Origin of the sequence: Microvirga sp. 2YAF29 (assembly GCF_052114605.1) — a bacterium.
GTDB lineage: Bacteria > Pseudomonadota > Alphaproteobacteria > Rhizobiales > Beijerinckiaceae > Microvirga.
Genome location: NZ_JBFRFB010000002.1, coordinates 482,716 through 506,535, shown reverse-complemented (window position 1 = coordinate 506,535; position 23,820 = coordinate 482,716). Strand labels below are relative to the sequence as shown.

Here is a 23,820-nt window from a genome sequence, read left to right as displayed (position 1 = left end):
CGCAGCACCGAGAAATACAGGGCGGTGAGAATGGTGGAGAGCGAGGCCGACGACGCCTGATGCCCGCCGATCTTCAATCCGTCCTCGCTGGGCCGCAGGTGATTGGCATTGTGGATCGTCCATGTGGACAGCCAGAGCACCTTGCGCTCAAGTTCGGCTAAACAGGTCAGATGTGGATCGCTCATCAGCTAATCTCCTGTTGGACAGCTGGACATGCGAGTGGCCGTCCAAGCCGCTTGAATAAAGACCGTGCCTACGCATTAGTCAGCGGCTTATAAGAGCTTTCGCAACTCGGCCTTGGCGATTTTGCCGAGGGCGGCTCGCGGAAATTCATCAACCAAACGAACTTCTGTCGGGACTTTGAAAGTCGCCAGCCGTTCACGGCAGGCGTCGAGAACTCGATCCGCCAAGTTAGGAATTGCTGCTTGCCCGATGATGAAAGCGACGGGAACTTCGTCGAGCATCGGATGCGCTTTTGCGACGACAGCTGCTTCGGTCACACCATCGACGCTCAAAATCACCCGTTCGACTTCCGAGGCGGAAACATTTTCGCCGCCAACCTTGAGCATATCCTTGTGACGGTCGGAGAACTCGATCGAGCCATCTTCCAGCAGACGGACGACGTCACCAGTTTTGAACCAGCCGTCCTCAGTATAGGACTCCGCCGTGGCCGATGGATCGTTTAGGTATCCCTGGAACAATGAAATACCCGGCTGGCCTTTGATCAACAGGTTGCCGCCTTCTCCCGGCTCGACGGGGCGACCGTCGTCCCTAAGGATCGCGATCTCATATTCCGGAGCTGGGCGGCCTATGGCACCAGGCTGGTTCGGCATGCGTGGATCGCCGATAATCCCGTGACTGACGGTTTCCGTCATGCCCCACCAGCCCACTGGCTTGACTCCAAATAAGCGCTCAATCCGCGGATCGCAGCTTGGATAGCCCCAGAGTCGATAATTGTGCGATGTCGGAATATCTCCTTCGGCTAACGCGCGAAGACAAAACCAGATCGTCGATGTCCAGGTGCATTTGTGCTTAAGCGATATAGGCCAGAAGCGGCTGGCCGAGAAACGCGGCACAAGTACTGCTGTCCCACCGGCCCATAATGTCCCTTGAATCGAGTAGGCAGATGCATTGGCATGGAAAAGCGGGAGATGGACGAAATGGACATCGTCGTCGCGCAGATCTTGGTGTGCGGCATTCACTCTGGCAGACCACAGCACATTGGCATGGGTCCACAGGACGCCCTTGGGGCGGCTCGTTGTGCCAGACGTATATTGAACCGCCATGGGAGCCCATGGGTCGCGTTCCACCATGCGGCCGCAAGGCTCTTCCCGAAGCCAAGTTGAAAACCGGCAACCCGCCTCGAGTACCTGGCCTGATAAGACCGGTTCTCCGCTGTTGGTTTCTGTGACCGCCAGGGCTCGCAAATCCGGTGCCGCGCAAGTGACGAGATCGACATAAAGAGGTTGAGTGACTGCTGCCACGACGCGACTGTGTGACGCAAAATAACTCAGCTCATCGAGGCTTGACCGTGTATTCGTAGTGACGGCGACAGCCCCAGCAAAAGCGCATCCATAATAAGCGATGAGAAACTCTGGACAGTTGTCCAAATGAATGAGTACGGCCTCTCTTGGGCGGACTCCCCGGTTGCGTAGAGCCACGCCGAATCGCATGGCCGCATCCGCGAATTGCGCATATGTCCAAGTGCGCCCCGCTCCATGCACCGGCTCCCATATCAGAAACGGAACATCACTTCTGTTTCGAGCGCGGTCGAGAATGAGATCCACAACGTCCATACGTTCGAATGGATGTCGCTGTCGAGACCATGACTGAAAGATCGGAGGTAATGTCGTTAGAGAGATCATGCTCAAATCAAAGCCGGTTCAGCTACATCAAGGACGGCGCTAGCGAGATCCGTTCACAACCACAGACGGGGTGGAGCAAATCTAATCTCACACTCGACCTCCGCTTCAACGTTGTTCACATCTATAGCAAGATAGACATCTGCTTGAGAAAATAGCAAGATAGTTTATATAATAAACAATATAGGTATGAATGGAGGGCCTGATGGCGCGCTTAGAACCAATTGAGAAAGTTGGGGAAGGAGAGGCGGAGGCTGCCTTGCTAAGGATTGAGAGCTTGGTGGGCTACCGTCCAAACGCACTGGCAACGATGGCCCGCATCCCATTGGTCTTGGAACGAATCCTTGCTTTGGTCGACGCAGTCCTTCGCGGCGAAGGACATTTGTCGCCGGGCTTGAAATGGCTGCTTGCATACGCTGTCAGCGCTTCTGCAGGATGTGCCTACTCGGCATCTCATGCCGCACATGGGGCCGAGCACCTCGGCGAGTCACTTGACAGGGTTCGTGCCGCTGTGACGGAGCCGGACAGCCCCATGTTCTCCCTGGCAGAGCAGAGCGCTCTTAAATTGGCCCACGCGATCGGTCGCCAACAGGTCAATGATACTCATACGACAGCTGTCCGAGATATAATGGGCGAGCAGGGCCTTGCGGAAGCGGTCGCAGTCTGTGCCCTGTTCGGCTGGTTCAATCGTTGGAACTCTACTTTGGCGACAGACCTTGAAGTCGAGCCTGCACTTTTTGCAATTAATGAGCTGTCATCAGTCGGCTGGAAACCGGGCCCCCACCAAGTGCCGGCTGGCATATTATCTAAAAATGAAACAAAATAGGGTCTACTCACACAGGACAGCAGAAGAATCACGTGTCGCAACGCAATAAGAAAACTTCCAGCCATGAGGCCAACACCAACGAACTCCTTCTTGGCCTTGATCTCATGTTCCTTGGTCACATGGCCCTGGTAGCAGCTGCCGATGAAGTTTTAAAAAACTACAGTTTCGGCCGGCCTCATCACCGTGTCCTTTACTTGGTTGCACGGCATCCAGGAATTACAGTCAACGAGATCCTTTCAATCCTGCGGGTGACAAGCCAAGCTTTAACCCGGGTCTTTCAACAGCTTATCGAACACGATCTCATCGTTCAGCGGCTAGATCCTGCAGACCGGCGCAAGCGTCGGCACTATGTCACTCCAAAAGGTGCTGGGCTGGATAAGAAGCTTTGCGACCGGCAGCTTCAGCTCCTCGCAGATGCATTCGGATCGCTGCCGCACGCTGCAACAGTCAGTTTTTTCAATGTGCTAGATCGTATAGTCATGCCTGAAGATCGGGAATGGTACAGTATGCCGGTGCCCGATTTGCCGGCTCCCAGCGAGAAGGCTGCTCAGATTGTGAAAAGGCGACAGGTCAAATCTTCTCGTACAACGTAACGACGCATGCGCCTGTCAGGCCGACATTATGCTGAAGTGCCAGTCTGGCGTTTGCTACTTGCCGCGGGCCTGCCGAGCCTCTTAGTTGCCAAACCAGTTCAGCACATTGGGCTAGCCCCGTTGCGCCGAGCGGATGCCCTTTCGACAGAAGGCCGCCGGATGGATTGACAACGCATCGGCCGCCATAGGTGTTATCTCCCGCGCGGACAAAGGCTTCCGATGTCCCTTCAGACGTCAATGATAAGGCTTCGTAAGCCAGGACTTCATTGGAGGTGAAGCAGTCATGAACTTCGGCGACCTGAATGTCGGTTGGTTCTATGCCTGATTCTTCATAAACCTTAGTGGAAGAGCGGCGCCCCATATCATAGCCAACCACACTGATGAGGCTTTGCGATGTAAATACATCCGCTTGATCGCTAACCATGGACTGCGCTCGTATGGCGACTCCCAAGAGGCCATGGCGCCGGGCATACCGTTCCGACACAAGTACGGCCGCTGCAGCACCGCAAGTTGGGGGACAGCACATCAGGCGCGTTAGAGGGGCATGGATCTCAGGCGATTCCAAAACTTCCTCTAAGGTGACCTCCTTCCGAAATAGCGCGCGGGGATTGTGTGAGGCATGTCGGCGCGCCTTCACCTGCACGGCAGCGAACAAGGCTCGGTCGGCTCCCGTTTTTTCTAAGTACTCGCGACCAGCTCCACCGAACAAGCGCGCGGCAAAGGGAGCATCTGCTGGACCGTGCACATTGTCCGCAACCTCTAAGCTGGCCTCCCAGGGACTGGCCCAGTCAGAAAACACTCGGTCGATGGCTCCACGCGGCATCTGCTCAAAACCAAATGCAAGGGCAACATCGGTCATGCCCGATAGAATCGCTTGGCGTGCCAAGTACAAAGCAGTTGAACCGGTGGCGCATGCATTGTTGACGTTGACAACAGGCGCGCCTGCTATTCCGACGTCATACAGCGCCCGCTGCCCACTCGTAGTGTCACCGTAGACATACCCTGCGAAAACGGCGCCAACTTCCGATAATTCGATCCGCGCATCCTGGAGAGCGTCTCGCACTGCCTGTGCGGCCATCCGGGGATAGGGCACACCATCTCCCGGCTTGGTGAAATTTGTCATTCCAACGCCGACGACCTGAACATAAGCCATACGCCACTGCTCCTTAGGTTCTGACATTATACATATATGCTTTACATAATCAACATTATTGGTATTTTTTATCAAAAGGGATGCAGGATCAATCGGCTGCAAACGAACAACGGAGGAAGCAATGGCGCGCGTACTCTACATTGAGTGTTCACCCCGGGGCGATGCATCGTACTCAACAACTGCCGCTCGAGCCTTTCTCAAGCTCTATCGAGAAATGAATCCTGCAGATGATGTTGATGAGATCGCTCTGTGGCAGACGGACCTGCCTAATCTGAATGGAATAGCGTCAGATGCCAAATACGCGAAACTCCGACGAGTAGAGCTTTCTGCCGCTGAGCAGGGTGCATGGGACGGAATCGTGTCTATCGTTGAGAGATTCAAGGCGGCAGATAAATATGTGTTCAGTGTTCCTATGTGGAATTTTACGATTCCTCACGTTCTGAAGCACTATATTGATCTTATCGTGCAGCCAGGCCTCACCTTCAGAAAGTCGCCAGAAGGAGTAGTCGAAGGACTTGTCAAAGGAAAATCAGCCTTATGCATTTTTTCGTCTGGCTCTATTTTTCCAGACGGAATCGCATCGCCGCTTCCCGATTTTCAGCGCCCATATATGGAATGGATCCTGAAATTCATCGGCATTGTTGATTTCCGAGTCATCACCATTTCTCCGACGATCTCAAAGCCTGAAATCGCCCAGCATGCTCTGATGACAGGTCTTAGGGAAGCTGAGATCGCAGCGCGAACTTTCTGAAAGCCAAACCATCGGTGTGGCGAGAAGCCAGCCGAATGGTGATTTAGAAGGCGGGATCTTCAACTCTAGAGGCAGCCACAACACGGTAACTAATTTTTCGGTTGGAGACACAAAATCTGGCTTTAGGTGCACCTTCTGCTTACGCGAAGACTCAATGAAAGCATGTCTACCGCCGCGCCCATACCTCCGCATGCTCCATAGACCGCAGGTTCTCCCAATCTGGGAGTGCTCGGACGCGCCCTTCGCCAGCGTCGGCAGGCCATAGCACTTACCTTGAGCAAACTTGGGGAGCGCTGAAATCTCTCCGTGGTTTTAAATCTCATGCCGGCCTCCAAGAGGCGAAGTTAGAAGTCGGATGGCGTCGATTGCGTTCCTTTTCTCACCGACAAAAACAGTCATTTTCTTCTTAAGTTCGATCTTCCTGGCATCAAATGTATGGAAATTCCGCAGTGAAATATTCTTAAAGTACATTGGATCCCCAAACCTGAGTCAAACCGAAGCTCGGCAATTTCGCAACTGATAGGGCGACGGCGTTCGGTTTTTAGCAACCAAAAGATGATGCGATCATTCATACCCGAATGGGCCTGCACCGACATCTACGGTGCAGGCCTTGGTTATCATCGTCTTCAGTTCTAAAGCTCGCTGATGTTCAGCCCGAACATGTCGCCGTCTTGGATTGCTCCCGGAAACTGTCCCATGGAAGCAACCTAGGTTCAGGTCTCATTAAATTGCTTGCGGTGTTGGCGATAGCAAGGGGCGACCGCTTGTCATGCTGTTGAGCGAAGGCTAGATGAGCGACTACAAGGGTGCCGCCCTCATGATCGGCGCACTGCCTAAGGCAAAGGCTCTCGTCGGTGATAGAGGCTACGATGCCGACTGGTTCCGAGCCGCCCTAGCCGACCGCCAGATCACACCATGCATCCCGTCAAAGACCAACCGCAAGACCCTGATCCCCGCATGACGCCAAGCTCTTCCGTCAGCGCCACAAGATCGAGATCATGTTCGGAAGGCTCAAGGACTGGCAACGCATCCATACTCGCTATGACCGATGCACTCACACCTTTATGTCCGCCATCCGCATCGCAGCAACCGTCATCTTCTGGCTCAATCAATGAGGCCTGAGTCTAGTCGTCATAGCGCCCGTGAGGGAAAGCTATGGTCTCTTGCTGGAAGTCGCCGAGCCGATGTGCCTCACTGAGGTAAAACCAATGTGCTTCAACCGGGACAGAGAGCCGACGGTCGTGGATCAGGGGGAGCGACTAGCATAACAGCCCGATTTGATGTCTCTATAGAAACCCGACTTGCAGTCTCAATTGACCTGCGCTATTAAGAGACCTGAAGGCAGGTTTTAATGTTCAAGCGCAATCAAATGGAAGCAGCCGTCCTGCGGACTGTTGGCCCGGACCAGGAAGCCGGCGGGCCGGAGGAGCGCGCACGCTTGAAGCGGCTGCTCGATCTCGACCGCAAACGCCCGACCGGACAACGGCTGTTCGACGAGCGCTATGCCTTCTACAGCACGGAGGCACCGGGCACTGGACACGAGGTGCTGTTTTCCTCCTATGAGGTGTTCGCGCTATGGGTGGGCCTCAAGCTCCTCGCTGGCGGCTTGCCCCAAGGCCGGGTGGTCTTTCTCATGCGCTATCATCGCGCCGCTCTCGAACGTGAACATGTGCGGATCACCGCGGTGGATCGAGCCGTGCTCTTCGCCCGCTCGGAGTCTCTGACTGAGAATGCCGGCACAGATCATCGTGAGACGCTTGTTCGCGAAGGCCGTCTCGTCGAGCATATCGACGACATGACCTTTCTGGCGGTTCAGGCCGATTCCGATTCCCGGATGGTGACGAAGCGCACGCTTAGAGATGGCCGCCCGACCAATATCGTCCAGGGCGGAGATGAACTCCTCCGATTCATGGAACTGGCCGGGTTCGCCCGCCATACCGTTCTCCTCGTCGAGCTGGCCAACCCGGCCTATCGGCTCGACTACTGGCTGACGCAAACGCCCCCCGCGCGCCGCGGCCGCCGCTAACCGTACTTAACGCCAGATCTGCAACCATAGAGGAATGTCCATATGAAACCTGTTTCGACATCTCAATTGCCTGACCATCTCGAATGGCTGGCACTCAGTGTCTTGCAGCCGCTGCCACGCAATGCGCGCACTCACTCCAAAGGGCAGATTCGGCAGATCGCCGACAGCATCCGGCAGTTCGGCTTCACCAATCCCATTCTCATCGACGAGAAGCAGCGGATCCTTGCCGGTCACGGCCGGCTTGCCGCCGCAAAGCTCCTCGAGCTGACGCATGTGCCGACCCTCAGCCTAGCGCATCTCTCCGAGGCCCAGAAGCGAGCCTACGTGCTGGCCGACAACAAGCTCGCGGAAAAGGCTGGCTGGGATCGCGAGCTCCTGGCGTTGGAGCTCGGCGAACTCGCTCAGCTCCTTGACGGGGAGGACTTTGATCTGACCATCACGGGCTTTGAGACGGCGGAGCTCGACGCCTTGTTTGCCGACCTCGGCGAGGAGCCGCCTGACCCCGCCGATGCTCTGCCCTCACCGAAACCGGCGGTAGTGCAACCGGATGACCTGTGGCTTCTCGGCAAACATCGCCTCATCTGCGCAGATGCGCGGGATGGAACAGCGCTGGCGCGCCTCATGCAAAGTGAGGCGGCCCGCATGGTCTTCACGGATCCTCCTTACAACGTGCCGATCGCCGGTCACGTGCAGGGGCGAGGGCGCATTCACCACCGCGAGTTCGCTCATGCCTCCGGCGAGATGTCCTCCGAGGCTTTTACGGAATTCCTTACACAGACATTACGGTTGTGCGCGCAGCACGCCTGCGACGGCTCGATTCATTACGTTTGCATGGACTGGCGCCACGTGGGTGAGCTGCATGCCGCAGGAGGGGCCGTCTACGACGAACTCAAGAATATCTGTGTTTGGGTCAAGAGCAACGCGGGCCAGGGCAGCTTCTATCGCTCGCAGCATGAGCTCGTCTTCGTGTTCAAGAAGGGAACGGCGGCGCATGTGAACACGTTCGCACTCGGCCAGCACGGACGCTCGCGCTCGAACGTATGGTCCTATCCCGGCGTCAACAGCTTCCGGGCTGGACGAATGGACGAACTGGCCATGCACCCGACCGTGAAGCCGGTGGCGCTTGTGGCGGATGCCATCCGAGATTGCTCGCATCGCGGCGATATCATCCTCGACCCGTTCCTGGGATCAGGCACCACTCTGCTTGCTGCAGAAAAGCTGGGACGGCGCGCGTACGGCGTCGAGATCGATGCGGTCTACGCCGATGTGAGCATCCGGCGCTGGATGGCCTTCACCAAAGCGGATCCGATCCTAGAGGCGACCGGCGAGACCTATGCCGAGGTAGAGCGACGACGCGCGGGCGAGATCCGGCAGGATGCCGAGCGAACGGAGGAGGCAAGAGAGGCTGCACCGCAACCTGCAGCCGCGCCCTCCGAGTCAGTCTCTGACTATGTTGCCTTGTGCAGGGGGATCGCATGAACCATCGCGACACACACGAAGACGATGCCGCTATCGAGGCTTCGAAGGCTGGTACGGGCGCCGCTAGCGGGGAAACCGATGAGCGTGTGGGCTACGGGCGCCCGCCGCGGGCGACACGCTTTCGGCCCGGTCAGAGCGGCAATCCGCGCGGCCGCCCGAAAGGGTCGCGCAACACCGGCACCATCGTCAAAGATGTGCTGGCCAGAAAGGTCAGCCTCAACGGAGCAGGCGGCCGCCGTCAGGTTGCGGTCAGGGAGGCGATCGTCCTGCGGATGGCGGAGGCGGCAGGAGATCTCAAAGCGGCTGCTGCCGTACTGGCGCTCGATGAGCGCCACGCGCCGCCTTCCGAGGCTACCGGACCGGTCACAAGCGACCGGGACGACGAGGCCTTGATCGCAAACTTTCTCGCCCGTCATGCCATCATAAAGGAGAACTAAGCGATGGATGGAACAGTTCCTCCCACAATGTCGACTCGTCCGGAAGACCGGCTTCGGTTCGCCGACGCCATTGCGCGCCGGGATTTCTTGAGCTTCGTGCAGAGTTGCGTGGGCACGCTCACGCCGGCGGTCGACTTCCAGGACAACTGGCATCTGCAGGCCATTGCCCATCATCTGGACCTTGTGCGGTTGGGGAAGATCCGGCGTCTGATCATCAATCTGCCGCCCCGGTCGCTCAAGTCGGTCATGGCCTCCGTGGCTTTCCCGGCCTTCGTTCTCGGGCACGACCCGACCCAGCGCATCATCTGCGTGAGCTATGCGTCGGATCTGGCCGCCAAGCACGCAAACGACTTTCGCGCGATCATGGCCGCACCATGGTACCGGCGGACCTTTCCGGATGCGAGGGCCTCGCCGGTGAAGAACAGCGAGGCGGAGGTGATGACCACGCGCCACGGCATGCGCCTGACGACCTCGGTCGGCGGCACTCTCACCGGACGCGGCGGCAATCTCATCGTGATCGACGATCCGATCAAGCCCGGCGATGCCCTCTCGGAGTCCCGGCGCGAGGGCGTGAACCAGTGGTACGCCAACACGCTGCTCTCGCGCCTGGACGATAAGATCAACGGCGCGATCGTGATCGTCATGCAGCGGGTTCACATGGACGATCTGGTCGGCTTCGTCACACGTCAAAGCGACGAGTGGACGATCCTGACGTTGCCCGCGATCGCTGAACATGACCAGAGGATCGTGACCGGCCTGGGCACGTCTCACCTTTATCGTGCCGGAGACGTGCTGCATGCGGCGCGTGAGCCTTTGTCGGCGCTGGAGACCTATCGTACGCAGCTCGGCTCCGACACCTTCAGCGCACAGTACCAGCAGCAGCCGGTTCCGCCCGGCGGCGCGATGATCAAGCGCGCCTGGGTGCGTCGCTACCATTCTCCTCCGGCTCGGAGTGCCCGCTCGCGCATCGTGCAGAGTTGGGACACGGCGATGAAGGGAGGGGCCGAGAATGACTGGAGCGTGTGTACGACGTGGCAGATCGAGGAGGGGCAATTCTATCTGCTGGACGTCGACCGCGGCCGGTACGATTATCCGGACCTCAAGCAGCGGGTGCAGCAGCTGGCGGATCAGCATCGGCCGTACAAGATCGTGATCGAGGATGCGGGCACCGGCACCGCCCTGATTGCCGAGCTGCGCCGGATGGGCCGAGTGGCTGTGGCCGTGAGGCCGGAGCGCGACAAGCAGACCCGCATGTCCGTCCAGACGGCCAAGTTCGAAGCCGGCCTGATCCACCTGCCCGAGCAGGCGCCGTGGCTGAGTGCATTCGAGGCCGAGCTGTTCGCCTTCCCGGGCGGCCGTCATGACGATCAGGTCGATTCCGTATCGCAGGCGCTCGCACATGGGAGCAGCGGCTACACCCTTGCGGCCGTCGGCTAAGATTCCGTTCAGGAACGGCAGCGGGAGCGGTCAGGTACATGGGGTGTCCGGCGAATGCCGATCTAAAAGCGCCCACCGGCCTTTGAAAGCGCTCAGTCGGGCTGCCGGGATTCGTCCCCGGATCCCGCACGGGCTGCGGTAATAGAAGCGCTCGAGCTCGAAACCCGGAACGATGGCGTAGCTCGCTCCATCCGCGTTCAGATCGACGATGATGTAATAGATATGAGGCGCGAACTTGGCCTGAGCCAGCGAGGTATCGCCCTTGGCACCCTCCGTCCGCGTCTTGACCTGAATCTGGATGGTGCGTGCGCCCTTCGAGGCCAGGATATCGATCAGCGGAGAGTTGCCGTTGATCATCGCGGCGAGCCATCCGCGGCGCAGAAGTTCGCCCATGGCGAAGTGCTCGCCCGACAGCCCGGTTTGACCGGTACCGATGGCGGGCGCTCCGGCTGACACCGGCCGCTTCGCCTGAGCTTCGCTGTCGGTGGCGCCGGGGCCTGTAGGGGTGAGGAAGGGACTGTTCGACATGAGCTCTTGTCGCTTCGACGAGGCATACAGTCCAGTGTAATATGCAAATATCGAATATTTAATTTTTGTATATGAAAACCATGCGCATAGGCAGCAGGCCGGTTTCCCTCGTTCCGGCTGCCCATGCCCTCGCACCATCGTTCCCGCCGTCATCAGCGTCTGGCCGAACTCCTGGCCCAGTACAGGCTGGATTCCGGTTTGAAGCAGGTTGAGGTCGCGGAGGCATTGGGCAAGTACCAGCCGCTGATCACGAACATGGAAAACGGGCAGCGTCGCATCGATGTCGTGGAGCTGCTGGAATTGGCCGAGATCATCGGCTTTGATCCGCACGCGGTGCTCGACGAGCTGATGAAGACGCCGAGGAAATAACCGCCTTAGTGGTCCCTGATCACAACAGGACAAAAGAGGCCGGAACAACGTACTGTTCTTGCTCTCATTCCGCTCGACTTCGTCCGCACGGCACGCATTCATGGGGCCGTCAACGACGCGGAGACAGATATGGGCAGCACACTCACCATCACCGAGAGCTTACGGGCTGCCAGACATCGGCTTGACAAGGCAGCGGCCGTTGCGAGGGGAGCGCTCACCTGCGCTGAGGGAGGAGCGGAGACGGAAGCCGTACGCATGACGCTGGAGTTGGATCTAGAGGTGTACCTCAGCGAGGCGCAGACGCTACTCTCAGCTGTCACGCTTCTGGAGCGCATGAGTTGGAAGCAGGAAGGCGCCGGCAAAGACGGCAGCTGATCCATCGCTTCATCAGCCGGAACAAGCAGGTGAGGTGATGTGCCCCATACACGGGGCTTGAGGCCGTGGCGGCACTGATGCCGCCTTTAGGGAAAGAATGGCCTCATGACACGGATGCTGAAACTGACCGATACGCATATCCTGCTGCTCTCGGCAGCATCTCAGCGCGATGACGGATTGCTTGATCTCGGCGCTCGCCTGAAAGGAAGCGCCCTCAAGACCACGGCTGAGAAGCTGCTGAACTGTGGGTTGACGGAGGAAACACCAGTCGATCTTGATCAGCCCTCCTGGCGTAGCGATGAGATGGAAAACCGGATCGGGCTCAGGATTACTGCAACCGGCCTCCAAGCGATCGGGATCGATCCGGATACCGAGACTGAAGCAACACTGAGCGCCCCGATCACCCCGATCCCGGCCGCCGATCATAAACTACCCCAGCCGTTGGGCGAGACGGCGCCGCGAGCAGGCTCGAAGAAGGCAACTGTCATCTCGCTGCTCCAGCGTGATCAGGGCGCAACCCTCGATGATCTCATCTCTGCCACCGGGTGGCTGCCGCATACGACACGTGCGGCTCTGACCGGTCTGCGCAAGCAGGGCCATGTTCTGAGTAGGTCACAAACGCAAGAGGGAAAGACGGTCTATCGAATCGCAAGTGATCCGGTAGGCAGCGCCCCTCAGGTTGAGGTGGTAGCGGCGTAAGGATGGCCGTCTCCGACAAAACCCGCGATGCGCTCGCTCTTGAAAGCGCGCGCATCGCCACGATGGAGCTTGATGAGCTCAAGGTGAAGTTCCTCGTGCTGAGAGGTGTCCCATTGCCGAAGTTCATGCGGCTCGCGCTTGCACGGAAGGCGGTGATACATGCCACTGAGGAGAAAATCCTCGGTGGACTCGATCGGGCGGCACGAAAGCAGCTCGATCAGCTGGTTGCCCAGATCGTCCCAAATGGTCAAGCACCTCCTCCCAAGCCTAATCGTAAATTAAGGTCAGGCACGCGGTTGGTGCGGGAATGGCAGGGCCGGGTGCATGAGGTCGCCGTGGTGAAGGAAGGCTATGTCTGGCAGGGAGTGTGTTATCGTTCTCTGTCCGAGATTGCGCATCGGATCACGGGCACTCGCTGGAATGGCTGGGTCTTCTTCGGCCTGAAGAAAAGCGGCATTAAGACGAAGGATAAGTTCTCACAGCATCGCAAGAAGAAAGGTCACGCCGACGCCCCGGAGGTCAACCATGTTTGAACCGAAGCGCCGGACGCGCTGTGCGATCTACACGCGCAAATCAAGTGAGGAGGGGCTCGAACAGGACTTCAACTCGCTCGATGCTCAGCGAGAGGCTTGCGAAGCCTTCACTACGAGCCAGAAACACGAGGGCTGGCAGATCGTGCCGGCCCGCTACGATGACGGCGGCTATTCCGGTGGCAGTATGGAGCGCCCCGGGCTCAGCAAACTCCTGGCCGATATCGCCTCAGGGCAGATCGATGTGGTCGTCGTCTACAAGGTCGATCGCCTGACACGATCGCTCACCGATTTTGCCAAGATCGTCGAGGTCTTCGACAAGAGCGGCGCGAGCTTCGTCTCTGTGACGCAGGCCTTCAACACCACCACCAGCATGGGACGCCTGACCCTCAACGTGCTCCTGTCCTTTGCTCAATTCGAGCGCGAGGTCACGGGGGAGCGCATTCGGGACAAGATCGCGGCTTCGAAGAGGAAGGGCCTCTGGATGGGTGGCTTTGTACCGATCGGTTATGAGGCGGCAGGCCGGACGCTCGTCATCAACGAGGCTGAAGCTGAGACCATACGGATCATCTATAATCTCTACCTCGACCTGCGTTCGGTCGATGCTTTGAAGGCCGAACTCGATCGCCGTGGGTTGCGTACGAAGCTTAGAACCGGCACGATCGGGTCCTCGGGCGGGCAGGCCTTCGCTCGCGGACATCTCTACGGGATCCTGAACAATCCGCTCTACGCAGGGCGTATCCGCCACAAGAGGCAGGTATATGAGGGCCAACACCCGGCCATCATCGCGCCGCCCCTCTGGGATCAGGTGCAAGGCGTACTAGTGGCTAATCTGCAAGGCCAGCGGCTACGAGCCCGTGCCAAAAGCCCGAACCTTCTCTCTGAGCTTCTGTTCGACCAGAACGGTGAAGCCCTGCTCTCGACCCATGCCGTCAAGCAGGGGGTGCGCTATCGCTACTATATCAGCGCCTCCCGCCTGAGGCCCCGGTGACAACGAGAGGCGGCAGGCACAAATCTCGGACTCCGTCTGGCGGCGTCGGAGGTCGAAGGCGTTGTTCTCTCCATTCTGTTAGAGGTCTTGCAAAATAGGGACTGGCTCAATGGGTCATTGCTTCCAGCCGATGCAACGATGGATGAACAACGTGCTGTGACGGCACGTGCGGAGCAGATGGTGAGCCGGCTCGACGGTCCGGAACCGGCGACGAAGCGCGACACGCTTCTGACCCTTGTCGAGCGGATTGTTGTTGCTCCAAGCAAGGCCGAGCTTACGCTCAAGCCGGATGCGCTGAGAGGCGCAGCAGATCAGACCGGGGCGACACTCGTTCTCACCCGACCAATCGCGTTGCGTCGTCGCGGGGTGGAGACAAAATTGATCCTGGAAGGGCAGAGCGCCTCGATCCCTGAACCGGATCCGACGCTTTTGAAGGCCCTGGGCCAAGCTCATCGCTGGTGGCGTGACCTGCTGGACCGCCGCTATGCCACCATGCGTGAGATCGCGCAGGCCTATGACAGCGACGAGCGCTACATCGCGCGGGTGATCACCCTGGCCTTCCTGCCGAGGCCTCTTACCGCACAGATCCTGGCCGGGGTCCAGCCACCGGAGATGACCCTGTATGACTTACTCTTGGGCGATGAGAAAGATGCCTGGGTTGGAGTTCACTAGCTATCTGAAGCTAGGATTTTATGTCTCGGTATTGTTATATTTATAGCGTCGCTTTTTGTTCGTTAGATGGAGTTTGATCAATGATATCTGGAATCAAGAAGATCATTCAGATGGGAATGCGATGCGGAAAGAGCCATCTGAAATTCATCTCATTTGTCGGTGTCACAACGCTCGGCCTCTTCGCGTTCGCCGTTTTGGGCGTCGGCACGCCAATGGTGATGCTGCCGCTCTGTTCCGCTCTCGTGCTAGCGTTCTATGCTGCGGCACGGTCCGGTCTGCGTGAGGCGCCGAAACCATTGCCCGAGAGGATTCAGCCTGCCGTAGCCACGGCATATACTTGCTTGGTGACCCCCTTGATCTTCACGCTTTGGTCAAGTTCGATCACGGGCGCTGTGTGAAGGGCCCTTCTTGAGGGCGGCTTTGTCATGAGCGGCCATCGGAATGCGTCGCATTGAACGACCGAAATGGGGCCGACAGCGGACTGACAGCTTTCATACTCTGATCAGGCAAATATGACATTCCGAGCGTAAAGGTGAAGCTTCGACGCCTCTTCAGGGGCGTGTAGCTGATGGCCTTACGGCCTGTCGCTCATCATGACGTTGGCGAGAGACAGCACGTACGCGAGGGCGATTGCCTACGTTGAGGGCCGCCACCTTCCCTATGAACATTTTGGGGCGACCTGTCGGATTCCGCTGACAGGCCGGCTCAGCGGCATGAGAAGCATCGTGCGGTTGGGGTGTTCTTCTCTTGTTCCTCTGTGCATGATAGTAAGATGTCACCCCGCATCCCAAATGGAATAAGATGACTGAAAGCGCCTCCGAATATCAGTTTATAGAGCTGAACCGCACATTTCACGAGCTATCCAAGTACGCCAACGAGGACGATGAGCTCGACCTAAGTCACGCGTTTCGTGTCGGTGATCGGCTTTCTTGGTCGGACTTGGTTGAGCGGTACCGCGTCATTATCCTGTCGGAAGCCGGTTCAGGTAAAACTGCTGAAATTCGGAATATCGCCATTGATCTACGTGCCCAAGGCAAGTTTGCGTTTTTTATCCGTCTCGAACACGTACCCAATGATTTCGAGGACGGATTCGAGGTCGGTACTTTCGAAGAATTCGAGACGTGGCTGGCATCGAATGATGAGGGCTGGCTTCTGCTGGACTCCGTCGATGAGGCGCGCTTACGCAATCCGGGAGACTTCGCGCTCGCAATTAAGAAGCTGGGAAGGCGGATCGCAACGGCGAAGGATCGCTCGCACATAGTTGTCACCGGGCGCACCAATGCGTGGCGCCCCAAGACGGATCTTGCGCTTTGCGTCACTCACCTGCCTTTCACACCTGCCACGACGACGGCGAAGGAAGACGCGGCTTCCGACATCGACGACACGATCGAAGACGCTGTTGAGACTTCGGATAGACCGGCAGAAAAGTCCCAGCCCGTCTTTAAGATCGTCACGTTGGACGACCTGTCTCGTGCTCAAATCGAGGCATTTGCGAATGCCCGTGGCATTAATGACACCAAAGCCTTCATTGAGGCCATCGAGCGCGCCGATGCATGGTCCTTCACCTCAAGACCACAGGATTTGATGGAGCTGACGGAATTCTGGCTTGATCAGGGCCGCATCGGAAGCCGCCTGGAAATCATGCGCAACAGCATATCGCGGCGTCTCCAGGAGAGAGATCAGGAGCGCGTCGATGTATACCCGCTAGCTCCCCAAAAGGCTCTGCAAGGAGCAAGACTGATAGCCGCAGCGACCACCTTGGCGCAAGACTCGGCTATTCGAGTTCCGGATGGGGCCGAAAATTCGAAAGGCATCGCTCTCCACGACGTGCTTCCTGATTGGGACGACAGAGAACGCTCAACGCTGCTGTCCCGCCCGATATTCGACGAAGCAATCTATGGAACAGTGCGCTTCCATCATCGCTCCGTCCGCGAGTATCTCGCGGCCGAATGGTTCGCTGAGCTGTTGGGCCGAGAAACCTCGAGACGAAAGATCGAAGCCCTCTTCTTCACCAATCAGTACGGGCTGGACATCATCGTCCCCACGCTCTGCCCAATCTTGCCCTGGCTGGCAATTCTCGATCCCAAGATCCGAGAGAGGTTGCAAAAAGTTGCCCCTGAGGTGGTTTTTGAAGGGGGCGATCCGAGCCAGCTACCGTTGGAGACGCGAAGGCTCATTCTCCACGAAGTCTGCGAACAACTGGCGAGCGGAACATCCGGCCGCTCGATGACCGACTATGCGGCTGTACAACGCTTCTCTGATCCCGATCTGACCGAGGATGTGCGCAGCCTTCTAGCCAAGTATGCGACCGATGAAGAACTGAAGGCTTTTCTTCTCCGAATGGTCTGGCTGGGCCAGCTTTCCGGTGCATTGCCCGAGGCAAAGCAGATCGCGCTTTCACCTTCCACTTCACAGTACACTCGCATTGCCGCGTTTAGAGCAGTTCGGGCAGTTGGGTCCGGGCAGGATCAAGAAGACATCCGCAACAGTTTTCTCGTAGAAGCGGCAGAACTGGATCGCGACTGGCTTGCCGAATTGACGAAGGAAACCGCTCCGACACCGGACACGATCAAGTGGCTGCTTGAGTCCTTGGGCAAAACGGAAGAGAAAGAGCGATACAGCGTCGATCGCCTTTCTGACGCTGTGAGCACCTTCGTTCAGGCCGCCGGCCTCGATCAACTGCCCGAGTTGCTTATCGGCTTTGATCAATTGCTCAACACACCCCCAGTGATCGAGAGACGTTTTTGCGAGATATCGCAGAAATTTACTTGGTTGATGACGCCCGCATCCCAGGCGGCCGAGCGTCTCATTGAGGCCCGCCATTCAGTGTCACTGCAAGCCGCCGTGCTGGCCGTCCTCGATAAGTTCGGAATGGGACGTCACTATCTCGACATCGAACTCAACGATGCGAAAACGAAGTTCTCAACCCTTGTGCCAGAGTGGCGGGAACTGAATAGGGCTCTGTTTTGGTATGGGATTAATCTTGCGAGAGAACGGCGAGAAAAACGCAACGAACGGCTTACCGATTTCTGGCCAGTTTTTGTCATGGGGCCGTTCTGGCGCTTTGGCGCGGAGGATTTCGACTATGTCTCCGAGCAAATTGCAACTCAGCCCTTCCAAGACGACAAGCTTGTCGCGCTGTCGTTGGCTTTTAGACTCTACATCACGAACGACCGGCCGCGTTTGTGGCGTGAAAAGCTCAAGCGACTCGTCTCCGGCAACACGGAGTTGTCGGATGAGTTGGACAAGTTCCTCAATCCGCCGGCACAAGGAAAAGACGCCCGCACCTGGAAACGCCAGGAAGCGCAGTGGAAGAGACGCTCCGAAGAAAGAAAGCGAAACGAGGAAAAGAATCTCGCAGACTCAAAAAAGTATTTGAGCGAAAATCTCGACAAACTGCACGACCCAAGTCTGACCAAACCTGGCTATGTCTTCAACGGCCTAACCTACCTTCACGACCGGATGCGCCGCGATAGCGATCGCTCCGGCCGGTGGACCCATGGCAACTGGAGAAACTTAGAAGCCGAGTTCGGCAAGGATATCGCGCAAGCGTTCCGTGACGGAATTGTTGCTTATTGGCGGCGTGAGAGACCGACTATTCGTTCGGAAGGCGCACCAGAAAACTCGACACCAATGTCGGTAATTCTGGGCTTGGCCGGACTCGAAATCGAAGCGCAAGAGACACCAAATTGGGCGCAAAGCCTCAGCGAAGCAGACATCGAACTCGCCTGCCGATATGCCTCGTTCGAATTGAACGGTTTCCCAACCTGGTTTCCCAAGCTCTTCGAGGCGCATACGAGCACCGTCACAGATTTCCTTCTTCAGGAGATTCGCTTCGAGCTTTCGAAAGCAACACCTGAGAAGGAGGATCATTACGTCCTCAGTGACGTTAGCTGGTCCGGTGAATGGAGCTGGGCCACCCTCGGCCCGCACATCGCAAATCTGCTGAAGGAATCCGAGCCTGCGAACGCAGCCACGTTGGGCAAGCTCCTCAAGATTTTGCAGGGATCGGCACTGTCCGAAGAGGAAATAGCCGCGCTCGCGCCGCAAAAAGTCCGGTCGGTACAAATCCCGCAGCATGTGGCTCACTGGTACGCCGTATGGGTAGGCGTCGATCCTGAAGCCGCAATTCCCGACCTTGTAGCCTATTTTGAAGAATTGCCGCAGGGCGAGGCGCGAACAGAATTCGCGATGAGCTTTGTAACAAACCTATGGGGCGGCCGCAGAAGCGCGTCCAGCACCAGGACCGGATATCAAACACCCCGACATTTGAAGACTCTCTACCTGCTGATGCATGGTCATATCCGGCGAAGCGAGGACATCGATCGCGCCGGCAAGGGCGTCTATTCACCAGGCTTGCGCGACAATGCGCAGGACTCAAGGAACGGGCTATTTGATCTGCTGAACAAGATTCCCGGCAAGGAAGCCTTCCTGGCCCTGCAAGAAATATCGCAATCCCATCCGGAGGTGGAATCCCGTCCATGGTGCGCCCACTTGGCAAAGGTGAAGGCCGAGCAGGACTCGGACATCGCGCCGTGGATGCCTGCACAGGTCCGAGACTTCCATGACAAGCTGGAACGAACGCCGGCCAATCACCGAGAGCTGGCGGAGCTTGCGGTGATGCGGTTCCTCGACTTGAAAGATGATCTTGAGAACGGGGACAGCAGCATCGCGGCAATACTCAAAGCAGGTGCGACGCTTGAAACGGATATGCGGAAATATATCGGGCGTGAGCTTCGTGAAAAGGCGTCCGCTCGCTATTCCGTCTCGCAAGAGGAGGAGTTAGCAGATGCCAAGAAGCCTGACATCAGGTTCCACGGGATGGGATTTGATGCACCCGTGCCGGCCGAGTTGAAGCTGGCCGACAAGTGGACTGGGCCCGAACTTTTCGAGCGGTTGGAGAACCAGCTTTGCGGCGATTATCTGCGCGACAACAGGTCGGCACGCGGCGTTTTCGTTCTGGTACGCATGGGCAAGGCTGGTTGGGATATTCCGGGTGGAGCCAACCGGGTTGATTTTGAAGGTCTGATTGCAGCGCTTCAGAATCGTTGGGAAGAGATTGCGCAGGAATTTCCGGGCGTAGATGAGATCACGGTCATCGGCATAGACCTCTTAAAAAGAGCTGCGTAGATATGTGGGGAAGACGAAGCCCTATCCTCCTTCAGGCGTTCTGTGACGACTCAGCCAGTGACAAGGGAGACAAGCGGCTGTTCATGGCCGGCTATCTCAACCGAACCGATAGATGGCAGCTCTTTTCCGAGGCATGGCGGGAGGAGCTACAGGCGCTGCCTTCGATCGCGTACTTACGAATGGTGGAAGCGAACAACCTGCGCGGTGAGTTCAAAGGATGGACGAAGGAGGCACGCGATCAGAAGCTGAAAGGTTTGGCGCGCGTCATTAATCATTTCGAGCCCCTGTCTTTCCAGTTTACGATCAATCGCGGCGAGCACTTTCGCGTTCTTACCCCGGTTTCCCCTCGCGGTCTGGGAAGCCCGCACTTCATCTGCTGCTTCAGCGTGATATCCGGCGTTGCGCGCTACGTCGCAGAGATCAAAGCTAGGACTCGAATCGAATATATCTTTGACGAACAAGACGGCGTGAGCGCAGACATGGCGCTCTTATTCCACCAGATGAAGCGAAACATCCCCCGCAGAGCCCGGAATCTAATCAGCGGCGTTCCTAGCTTCGAGAACGACAAACTGCTTCCGCCGCTTCAAGCGGCGGATATGCTGGCTTGGCATTTGCGCCGGGAGCATGAGAATAAATCATCTCCTGACGACATTCTCCCGATAGCTGACCTGCTGAGGAATCCGAACGGACATTTGGTGTCCCATGTCGATGATACCCACCTCCACAAATGGGCCGAACATCATGAAAAGCAGGAAGGGGTTCAATTCTTAAAGAGCAGAGGACAATGGCAGGAATTCAGACGAGACCTGGTGCGCTTTGCCGAGGCGGGAGCAATCCCGCCGAAAGGCAACCGGCTCTCACATCTCCTTTTTAGATTGCGCATTCAATTCTTGGCCGCGCTGGCCCGGCGGAACTTAAGAAAGCGCGGCCGCCCTCGCTCCTGAGCCAGAATTGACTGGCTGTTACCGTCTCCACTCGCGTCGTTGCAGCCCCTCAGCTCGACATAGGTGGTCCGATTGTCGCCTCACACCTTCAACCTTGCAACCGCAGAGGAATGGGCCGCCGGAACATCCTAGACGCCGTGGGGTTAAACGACCGCTTTGAGGACTGACAGTGCCGGACCTAAACGACCGAGTTGAGGGCGCAAAGCCGCTATTCGGTCAGCGCCTCAGGAAGATCGCCTTTGGGTTAAAAACAGGCGTGTTTTCGGATTTGAACGTTCGCGGAGAGCTCGCAACTGACAGCCAGGGATCTTCGCAATACACAACCGGACTCGAACATCTGGCACAGGAGAGAAGGGCGAAATTCGACCCATATGCGGCCGCGTTGGAGTCTTGAATTCGGGCCGCCAGAGAATGCGGGTTGCCGAAAAGCCCCGACATTTCGGGCACTTGCGAGTCTGGCTCGAAATCTAAAAACTAAGCAATATCAAAAGGTTAGACAGTGGCGGAGCGGCCGAGACACAAACTGTTGGTACGGTTGTTAAGTTTCTGACCTATTAAGTCATTGAAATATTTAATATAAATCGGCTAAGAAATTCTCTGCTCACAGGCAGAGAATGGTTCGTAGCCGACTGGCTGCAGGCAGATTGATGGAATCCCATTTGGCTGATCTACTTCCGCAATGAAGTGTAGAACGGACCTTCACTGTGAGTAGTGGAATTCCGCTTATGACTCATGGGAGGCCCTCGAGCCAGCTGAGGGAAAGGCCTCAGAGGCAGCCGCTTCTATAGTTGATCAGTCAAGCATAAATCCTACTCTGAATCCTATCATAGATAGATATTGTTGCTTAGAAGAGTTGTAATCTAAGACTACAGTAGAATTACAATAATTCTAAACTGAGCAAGTGTCAGTATAATTGCCAATTTACCTAATGACAGCTGTGGGAGCTTCTGCTACGCCCCCTCCCCGACGACAGCGATGCGGAACGATCCGATGGACGAAACCTCTTTCAACTGGTCCCTCAAGGATGACATCCGCGAGTATTGGGGCAGGCGCTCGGAAACGTTCGACCTCTCACCCGGCCACGAGATCTTCAACGATCAGGAGCGAGCGGGTTGGCATGCGCTTTTCCGGAGGCACCTTGGTGAGGGAGAGGGTAGGCCAGTTCTCGACCTTGCGAGTGGGACCGGCGTCATCTCGCATCTTCTCCACGATCTCGGCTTTCAGGTTACCGGCCTCGACTTCTCCGATGCCATGCTGGCGCGTGCGCGCGCCAAGGCAGGTCAGCGGAAGGCAGCAATCCACTTCATCGCCGGCGATGCCGAGCAGACATTGGAGGCGGACGCAACTTATGATGCGGTGGTCACCCGTCACCTGGTTTGGACTCTCGTCAATCCGACTGATGCCTTTGCCGAATGGTTTCGTGTTCTGAAGCCAGGTGGAACCCTCCTCATCGTTGATGCCGATACGGGCGCGCCGAGAACCTTGAAGGCCCACGTCCTGCGCTCCGCCGCCAGGCTGCTGGCCAAGCTCACGCCGGCATTGCCTCGGCCTGGCATGGATATGGAAACCCACAATCGCATCCTGAAGCAGGTGTATTTCTCGGACGGTGCCCGCGCGGATCGGATTGCCGATCTTCTGAGGGCGGCAGGATTCCAGGACGTGACCATCGACCGGGATCTGTCGACCATCCATCGCGGGCAGTGGCGCAATATGCCCCTGCGCCAGCAACTCGAACGGGCAAGCCAGGATCGTTACGCGATCCGGGCCCGCAAACCCTGAAGCTCCCGCCGGCTTCGGGGCTTTTTCAACCAAGGGCCTTGAACCCTTCGCTTGAGGATATGACGCAGATGCCACATACATTCCTGTCCAGGCTGGTGCGGCGCATGGCTTTGGCCATGACGTTCGTGTTGCTGACGTTGGGGGTGATCACTCCCGGTCACGCCGCCGATACGATGATCAAGGTGACCGATCTCGCAGGTCGCACGGTCACGGTGAAGAAGGGTGTCCAGCGCGCAATTCTGGGCGAAGGCCGTCTGTTCTACGCGACCGTCGTGCTGAACAAGGCGAAGCCCTTCGCGCAACTGGCGGCTATCGGTGACGACGTGCCGAAGTTCGATCCAGACACTTGGAATCAGTATTTGGCGAATGTTCCGGATGCCAAGAATGTGCCTCTCGTCAGCGCGCTCGCATCGGGAGACTTCAGCGTCGAGAAGGCGATTGCTCTTGATGCGGATCTGATCGTTCTGTCGCTCGGCTTCTACGACAAGGCCAAGGAGACGGGCATCCTCGATAATCTCGAGAAGGCCGGCATCCCGACCATCTTCATCGATTTCCGCGAGCGTCCGACGCAGAACGCCGTACCGAGCATGCTCCTTCTGGGGCGCGTCTTCGATCGTCAGGATCAAGCGCAGGAATTCGTCGATTTTTATACGCAACAGATGCGCCGCATCTACAACGTGACGAACCAGCTGAAGCAGAACGAGCGACCTCTTATTTTTGCGGAGCAGGCTGCAGGCCTTGAGCCGGATACCTGCTGCCGGTCATTCGGTAATTTCAACTTCGGCGAATTCGTCTCCGAAGCGGGCGGGATGAACTGGGGCTCGAAGTTCTTCTCCGGCGCAAGCGGCATGGTCAATCCGGAGAAGATCATTGTCGAAGACCCGGCTTATCTGTTGATGACAGGCGCGAACTGGTCGAAGTCCAACCCGGGCAACAAGGCTGTCTGGCTCGGATATGAGGCTCAGCCGGAGAAAGTGCAGGAGCAAATCCGTGGCCTCGTGCAGCGTCCGGGCATCGCCCAACTCTCCACCGTGAAGAACAAGAAGGTGATGGCGATTTATCACCAGTTCTACCAAAGCCCGTATCACTTCGTGGCCATTCAGGCTTTGGCCAAGTGGATCCACCCGGACAAGTTCAAGGATCTCGATCCGCAAGCGACCTATCAGGAACTACATGACAAATTCCTTGCCGTTCCGCTGAATGGGCTCTTCTGGGCAGAACTCAAGTAACGTCCTCGGC

Annotated in this window: 22 protein-coding genes and 1 pseudogene; 19 read left to right on the top strand and 4 right to left on the bottom strand. The window is 57.4% G+C overall.

From position 1 onward, the window contains the following. On the bottom strand, positions 1-185 hold a 185-nt coding region (locus AB4Y85_RS04735), incomplete at its 3' end, for a hypothetical protein (protein WP_441983690.1). Positions 186-272: 87 nt separating this feature from the next. Continuing rightward, positions 273-1,796 carry an AMP-binding protein gene (locus AB4Y85_RS04730; RefSeq protein ID WP_441983714.1) on the bottom strand — a complete coding sequence of 508 codons (1,524 nt, stop codon included), beginning with the start codon at positions 1,794-1,796 and terminating at the stop codon, positions 273-275. Between the two features lie 271 nt (positions 1,797-2,067). On the opposite strand from AB4Y85_RS04730, the gene AB4Y85_RS04725 reads away from it, so the two are divergent. Next, positions 2,068-2,688: a carboxymuconolactone decarboxylase family protein gene (locus AB4Y85_RS04725; RefSeq protein ID WP_441983689.1), complete on the top strand. Its 621-nt coding sequence runs from the start codon at positions 2,068-2,070 to the stop codon at positions 2,686-2,688. A gap of 32 nt (positions 2,689-2,720) precedes the next feature. Beyond that, on the top strand, positions 2,721-3,281 hold the full coding sequence (locus AB4Y85_RS04720; protein ID WP_441983688.1) for a MarR family winged helix-turn-helix transcriptional regulator: 561 nt from the start codon (positions 2,721-2,723) through the stop codon (positions 3,279-3,281). Here AB4Y85_RS04720 and AB4Y85_RS04715 read toward each other — a convergent pair. Further along, on the bottom strand, positions 3,259-4,434 hold the full coding sequence (locus AB4Y85_RS04715) for a thiolase C-terminal domain-containing protein (protein ID WP_441983687.1): 1,176 nt from the start codon (positions 4,432-4,434) through the stop codon (positions 3,259-3,261). The genes AB4Y85_RS04720 and AB4Y85_RS04715 overlap by 23 nt on opposite strands. 121 nt (positions 4,435-4,555) lie before the next feature. Here AB4Y85_RS04715 and AB4Y85_RS04710 point away from each other — a divergent pair, with 121 nt between their 5' ends. The 7 genes and pseudogenes from AB4Y85_RS04710 (at position 4,556) to terL (ending at position 10,564) form a co-directional block, all read left to right on the top strand. Beyond that, on the top strand, positions 4,556-5,185 hold the full coding sequence (locus AB4Y85_RS04710) for an FMN-dependent NADH-azoreductase (RefSeq protein WP_441983686.1): 630 nt from the start codon (positions 4,556-4,558) through the stop codon (positions 5,183-5,185). Between the two features lie 790 nt (positions 5,186-5,975). Beyond that, positions 5,976-6,146, top strand: a complete 171-nt coding sequence (locus AB4Y85_RS04705) for a hypothetical protein (RefSeq protein WP_441983685.1) — start codon at positions 5,976-5,978, stop codon at positions 6,144-6,146. 25 nt (positions 6,147-6,171) lie between these two features. After that, positions 6,172-6,300, top strand: a pseudogene (locus AB4Y85_RS04700) (IS5/IS1182 family transposase); the annotation flags it as partial. Positions 6,301-6,554: 254 nt separating this feature from the next. Next, positions 6,555-7,211 (top strand): hypothetical protein, encoded by a 657-nt coding sequence (locus tag AB4Y85_RS04695; RefSeq protein WP_441983684.1) that lies wholly within the window; start codon positions 6,555-6,557, stop codon positions 7,209-7,211. Between the two features lie 42 nt (positions 7,212-7,253). After that, positions 7,254-8,690, top strand: a complete 1,437-nt coding sequence (locus AB4Y85_RS04690; RefSeq protein WP_441983683.1) for a site-specific DNA-methyltransferase — start codon at positions 7,254-7,256, stop codon at positions 8,688-8,690. Next, positions 8,687-9,127, top strand: a complete 441-nt coding sequence (locus AB4Y85_RS04685) for a DUF5681 domain-containing protein (RefSeq protein WP_441983682.1) — start codon at positions 8,687-8,689, stop codon at positions 9,125-9,127. The genes AB4Y85_RS04690 and AB4Y85_RS04685 overlap by 4 nt, the downstream gene beginning before the upstream one ends. A 3-nt stretch (positions 9,128-9,130) precedes the next feature. Next, positions 9,131-10,564 (top strand): phage terminase large subunit, encoded by a 1,434-nt coding sequence (gene terL / locus AB4Y85_RS04680; RefSeq protein ID WP_441983681.1) that lies wholly within the window; start codon positions 9,131-9,133, stop codon positions 10,562-10,564. Positions 10,565-10,594: 30 nt separating this feature from the next. On the opposite strand, the gene AB4Y85_RS04675 is transcribed toward terL, so the two are convergent. Next, positions 10,595-11,092 carry a hypothetical protein gene (locus AB4Y85_RS04675; protein ID WP_441983680.1) on the bottom strand — a complete coding sequence of 166 codons (498 nt, stop codon included), beginning with the start codon at positions 11,090-11,092 and terminating at the stop codon, positions 10,595-10,597. 123 nt (positions 11,093-11,215) lie between these two features. Between AB4Y85_RS04675 and AB4Y85_RS04670 the strand changes: the two genes are divergently transcribed. The 10 genes from AB4Y85_RS04670 to AB4Y85_RS04625 all read left to right on the top strand — a co-directional run bounded on the left by AB4Y85_RS04670 (position 11,216) and on the right by AB4Y85_RS04625 (position 23,810). Then, positions 11,216-11,461, top strand: a complete 246-nt coding sequence (locus tag AB4Y85_RS04670; RefSeq protein ID WP_441983679.1) for a helix-turn-helix domain-containing protein — start codon at positions 11,216-11,218, stop codon at positions 11,459-11,461. A gap of 129 nt (positions 11,462-11,590) precedes the next feature. Continuing rightward, the gene (locus tag AB4Y85_RS04665) at positions 11,591-11,836 is read left to right on the top strand and encodes a hypothetical protein (protein ID WP_441983678.1); all 246 of its coding nucleotides are present in this window, start codon (positions 11,591-11,593) and stop codon (positions 11,834-11,836) included. A 105-nt stretch (positions 11,837-11,941) separates the two neighbouring features. Next, positions 11,942-12,535, top strand: a complete 594-nt coding sequence (locus AB4Y85_RS04660) for a DUF3489 domain-containing protein (protein WP_441983677.1) — start codon at positions 11,942-11,944, stop codon at positions 12,533-12,535. A 2-nt stretch (positions 12,536-12,537) separates the two neighbouring features. After that, complete coding sequence (locus AB4Y85_RS04655; protein ID WP_441983676.1) at positions 12,538-13,068, top strand: DUF2924 domain-containing protein; 531 nt, start codon at positions 12,538-12,540, stop codon at positions 13,066-13,068. Continuing rightward, the gene (locus AB4Y85_RS04650; protein WP_441983675.1) at positions 13,061-14,056 is read left to right on the top strand and encodes a recombinase family protein; all 996 of its coding nucleotides are present in this window, start codon (positions 13,061-13,063) and stop codon (positions 14,054-14,056) included. Before AB4Y85_RS04655 ends, AB4Y85_RS04650 begins: the two co-directional genes overlap by 8 nt. Before the next feature lie 138 nt (positions 14,057-14,194). Continuing rightward, positions 14,195-14,728 carry a hypothetical protein gene (locus AB4Y85_RS04645; RefSeq protein ID WP_441983674.1) on the top strand — a complete coding sequence of 178 codons (534 nt, stop codon included), beginning with the start codon at positions 14,195-14,197 and terminating at the stop codon, positions 14,726-14,728. A gap of 801 nt (positions 14,729-15,529) precedes the next feature. After that, entirely contained in the window at positions 15,530-19,858 is a 4,329-nt protein-coding gene (locus AB4Y85_RS04640; protein ID WP_441983673.1) for an NACHT domain-containing protein, read from the top strand. Between the two features lie 2 nt (positions 19,859-19,860). Continuing rightward, positions 19,861-20,802 (top strand): DUF3800 domain-containing protein, encoded by a 942-nt coding sequence (locus AB4Y85_RS04635; protein WP_441983672.1) that lies wholly within the window; start codon positions 19,861-19,863, stop codon positions 20,800-20,802. 990 nt (positions 20,803-21,792) lie between these two features. Next, positions 21,793-22,581 carry a class I SAM-dependent methyltransferase gene (locus AB4Y85_RS04630; RefSeq protein WP_441983671.1) on the top strand — a complete coding sequence of 263 codons (789 nt, stop codon included), beginning with the start codon at positions 21,793-21,795 and terminating at the stop codon, positions 22,579-22,581. Between the two features lie 68 nt (positions 22,582-22,649). Continuing rightward, positions 22,650-23,810 carry an ABC transporter substrate-binding protein gene (locus tag AB4Y85_RS04625; RefSeq protein WP_441983670.1) on the top strand — a complete coding sequence of 387 codons (1,161 nt, stop codon included), beginning with the start codon at positions 22,650-22,652 and terminating at the stop codon, positions 23,808-23,810. The last annotated feature ends 10 nt before the right edge of the window (positions 23,811-23,820 follow it).